General features: G+C 63.1%; 3 protein-coding genes. All 3 read right to left on the reverse strand.

Going from position 1 to position 3,147, the window contains the following annotated elements; genetic code table 11:
* Window positions 1-10 precede the first annotated feature (10 nt).
* The 3 genes from VGD20_RS16105 to VGD20_RS16115 are packed head-to-tail and all read right to left on the reverse strand — an operon-like array spanning window position 11 to window position 2,435.
* Window positions 11-487 carry a glutathione peroxidase gene (locus VGD20_RS16105; RefSeq protein ID WP_331135415.1) on the reverse strand — a complete coding sequence of 159 codons (477 nt, stop codon included), beginning with the start codon at window positions 485-487 and terminating at the stop codon, window positions 11-13.
* A gap of 27 nt (window positions 488-514) precedes the next feature.
* Window positions 515-1,192: an ABC transporter ATP-binding protein gene (locus tag VGD20_RS16110; RefSeq protein WP_331135416.1), complete on the reverse strand. Its 678-nt coding sequence runs from the start codon at window positions 1,190-1,192 to the stop codon at window positions 515-517.
* Window positions 1,185-2,435, reverse strand: a complete 1,251-nt coding sequence (locus VGD20_RS16115) for a lipoprotein-releasing ABC transporter permease subunit (protein ID WP_331135417.1) — start codon at window positions 2,433-2,435, stop codon at window positions 1,185-1,187. Before VGD20_RS16115 ends, VGD20_RS16110 begins: the two co-directional genes overlap by 8 nt.
* Between the last annotated feature and the right edge of the window lie 712 nt (window positions 2,436-3,147).

Genomic DNA, 3,147 nt, shown 5'->3' on the forward strand with positions numbered 1-3,147 from the left:
GGGCGACGTGTCAGCCCAGCAGTTCCTCGATCTCTTTGCGCAATTGCTCGGGCTTCGTCGTCGGCGCGTGGCGCGACACGGTCTTGCCGTTGCGATCGACGAGGAATTTGGTGAAATTCCACTTGATCCCGCTGCCAAGCAGCCCGGTCTTTTCCTTCTTCAAATGCTTGAAGATCGGGTCGGCATCGTCGCCGTTGACGTCGATTTTCGCCATCAGCGGGAAAGACACATCATAGGTCAGCAAACAGAAATTCGCGATTTCCGCCGCATCGCCGGGCTCCTGCGCCCCGAACTGGTTGCACGGGAAAGCCAGGATCTCGAACCCGCGATCCTTGTAATCGCGATACAGCTCCTCCAGCCCCTCATATTGTGGGGTGAAGCCGCATTTCGACGCGGTGTTGACGATCAGCAGCACCTTGCCGCGATAATCGGCAAGAGATTGCGTCCCGCCGCCCGGAAGCTTCGCCGAAAGATCGTAAAGTGCCATGCTTCGTCCCCTGCTGTCGATAAGAGCCTACGCCTCGATATGCCCCTCGTGCAAGCGCAGGACGCGGTCCATCCGCGCGGCAAGGCGCTCATTATGCGTCGCCACCAGCGCCGCCGAACCGTGATCGCGCACCAGCTTGACGAACTGGTCGAACACCCGGTCGGCGGTCGCCTCGTCGAGATTGCCCGTCGGCTCGTCGGCGAGCACGAGCAAGGGCCGGTTCGCGAGCGCGCGCGCCACGGCGACGCGCTGCTGCTCGCCGCCCGACAGCTTGCTCGGCTTGTGATGCAGCCGCTCGCCGAGCCCGAGCCGCCCGAGCAGGTCGGCGGCGCGTTCCTCGGCTTCCGCCTGCGAGGCGCCGCGGATCAGCTGCGGCAGCACAACATTCTCGATCGCGTTGAAATCGGGCAGCAGGTGGTGAAACTGATAGACGAAGCCGATCTTCTCACGCCGTGTCTTCGTCCGCTCGCCCTGATCGTACCGCGTGACATCATGGCCATCGATGCTGATCTTGCCGTCGAACCCGCCTTCGAGCAGGCCCACGGCCTGCAGCATGGTCGACTTGCCCGACCCCGAGGGCCCGAGCAGCGCAACGATCTCGCCGCGTTTCAGATGCGCATTGACTCCGCGCAGCACGTCGATGGTGACGCCGCCCTGCGTAAAGCTGCGTTTCAGCGCGGTCAGTTCGAGGATGATGTCACTCATAGCGCAGCACCTGTACCGGATCGGTGTTTGCGGCCTTGAACGCCGGATAGAGCGTCGCAAGGAAGCTGAAGACGATCACCATGATGACGATCGCGGTGATCTCGACCGGATCGGGCTTCGACGGCAGTTCGGTGAGGAAACGGATCGACGGGTCCCATAGCGGCCGGCCGGTCAGGAACTCCACCCCACGCAGCACGCCCTGCCGGAAATAGAGCAGGCTGAAACCGGCGACCATCCCGGCGATCGTTCCCGCGATGCCGATCGACAGCCCGATTGCCATGAAGATGCGCATCACCGCATCGCGCGGCGCGCCCATCGTCCGCAGGATCGCCATGTCGCGCGTCTTCGCGCGTACCAGCATGATCAGCGACGAGATGATGTTGAACGATGCGACGAGGATGATCAGCGACAGGATCACGAACATCGCGACGCGCTCGACCGACAGCGCCTCGAACAGGCTCGCGTTCATCGATCGCCAGTCGGAAACGACCGCCTTGGCCGCCACCTTTTCCGCGAGCGGCTGCAATATCTCGCCGACCTTGTCGGGATTCGTGGTCTTGATCTCGATCATCTGGACCTGGTCGCCGGTCAGGAGGAGCAATTGCGCATCCTCCATCGGCATCACGACATAGGCCTTGTCGAAATCATAGACGCCGATCTCGAAAATCGCCGACACGCGATAGCTGATTTCGCGCGGTACCGTCCCGAACGGCGTCGAGCGCCCCGCCGGATTGATGATCGTCAGGTTCGACCCCACCGTGGCGCCGAGATTGCGCGCCAGTTCGCTGCCGATCGCGACATTGCCCGATCCGGGAGTCAGCGTGTTCAGGCTGCCCTGCAGCACCTTGCCGTTCAGCGTCTCGTTCTTGCGGATATCGGGCACGGTCATGCCGCGCACCAAAATCCCCTCGACGCGCCCGCTGAAAGTGCCGAGCAACGGCTGCTCGATCAGCGGCGTCGCCGAAACGACACCGGGGGTCGCCTTCGCCTGCTTCAGCACGCCCTGCCAATCGTCGATCCGGCCGCCGAAACCCTGCACCACCGCATGGCCGTTCAAACCGACGATCTTGTCGAACAGGTCGGAGCGGACACCGTTCATCACGCTCATCACGATCACCAACGCCGCGACGCCCAGCATGACGGCGGTAAAGCTGAATGCCGCCGCGACGAAGATGAACCCTTCGCCGCGCTGCGGAAGCATATAGCGTTTGAAGATGGTGCGTTCGTAAGGACGCAGGATCATGGGGCAGTGGGCCTTTGCGGCGCATGTGAAATGACACGCATGCCGCCGCTTTAGGCAGCCTCGGCACCGCTGGCAATGGGCTGGCATGGACACGGTCGCATGACGTCATCTTGCGAGCGATTCGCAAAATATGTTGCCCATAGGCCACAGCACCGGGCAAAAGCGGGGCGAACCACCCGTCAGAGGGTGACAAAGCCCCCCTGCGGACCTACCCACATCGCTTCTGGTTCAACGCGGCCCAAAGGCCCGGCTCCAGGGAGTGCAGGCCTTTCGCCAGGCCTGCAACAAAGGGGGATGGCGAGTGTTCGTCACAGGCGCCCGGGTCTCGCGAAGCGAGGCCCGGGCGTTGTGATTCCGGGGCGGCCCATCCAGCAAAACGACCGTTTCGGGGTGGGGTATGTGCCACCGCCGATGCAACATTGTCCAAAGTTCAGCAAAGTTCAGCCCTGTGCGTCGCTCCATTTGACCCTGCCCGGCGCCGGAAGCGACCGGCCCTGCCCGTTTGCCTACACCTGCCGGCAACCGCTTTTATCCACCCGATGAAAGAGCCGGGATGAAGGCTGGCATAGCCGGATAATGTAGGAAAGGCCTATTTGAAGGCGTCCGCTTCGGGGGTGGGAGTTGCCCCTCGTGCACCCCGGCGAAAGCCGGGGCCCAGGGCGGTCACACGCAGGTCCCGCTGGAATTCTGGGCCCCGGCTTTCGCCGGGGTG

Source organism: Sphingopyxis sp. (assembly GCF_036402335.1).
Lineage (GTDB): Bacteria > Pseudomonadota > Alphaproteobacteria > Sphingomonadales > Sphingomonadaceae > Sphingopyxis.

Bases quoted from the DNA above. Each gene is read 5' to 3' on its own strand.
- VGD20_RS16115 (WP_331135417.1), bottom strand. From the start codon at position 2,435: ATGATCCTGCGTCCTTACGAACGCACCATCTTCAAACGCTATATGCTT.
- VGD20_RS16105 (WP_331135415.1), bottom strand. From the start codon at position 487: ATGGCACTTTACGATCTTTCGGCGAAGCTTCCGGGCGGCGGGACGCAA.
- VGD20_RS16110 (WP_331135416.1), bottom strand. From the start codon at position 1,192: ATGAGTGACATCATCCTCGAACTGACCGCGCTGAAACGCAGCTTTACG.